The organism is Xanthobacter autotrophicus (genome assembly GCF_030015065.1).
GTDB classification, from domain to species: Bacteria; Pseudomonadota; Alphaproteobacteria; order Rhizobiales; family Xanthobacteraceae; genus Xanthobacter; species Xanthobacter autotrophicus_D.
Genome location: NZ_JAIVFN010000335.1, coordinates 1 through 516, shown reverse-complemented (window position 1 = coordinate 516; position 516 = coordinate 1). Strand labels below are relative to the sequence as shown.

Here is a 516-nt window from a genome sequence, read left to right as displayed (position 1 = left end):
GTCCGTTGTCGAGCCGCAGGCGCGCGCTGCGGTCGCCCTCCACCTTGTGCTCGATCCACATGAACATCTCGGTGTACACCGTCTGCGGGCAGGCGAACCCGCACCAGAGCCGGCCCGCCACCGCGGTGAACAGGAAGAGCGAGAGCGCCGAGATGATGAGCAGGCCCGTCAGGTAGATGAAGTCCTGCGGGTAGAGCACCAGCCCGAACAGGTAGAAGCGCCGCGCGCCGAGGTCGAACAGCACCATCTGCCGCTCGCCCCACTGCAGCCACGGCAGACCGTAGAACACCAGCTGCGTGAAAGCGACCATGGCCCAGCGCCAGCGCGCGAACACGCCGGCGATGGACCGCGGGTAGATCTTCTTCTGGGCTTCGTAGAGGGAGACGACTTCGGCCTGTGCCGATCCGCCGTCCGCCGGAACGGGGGCGATCGGGATGACCTTGCGCGGCTGTCCGTCAGGGGGCTTCATGGGGTTCTGCTTTGCTTTGCCGGCCGGCGGTCTCGTGTCGTGGGAGC

The 516-nt window shown here is 67.2% G+C and carries 1 protein-coding gene; it reads right to left on the bottom strand.

The features are described 5' to 3' along the window. On the bottom strand, positions 1-469 hold a 469-nt coding region (locus K9U40_RS23400; RefSeq protein ID WP_282892459.1), incomplete at its 3' end, for a 4Fe-4S binding protein. Positions 470-516: the final 47 nt, after the last annotated feature.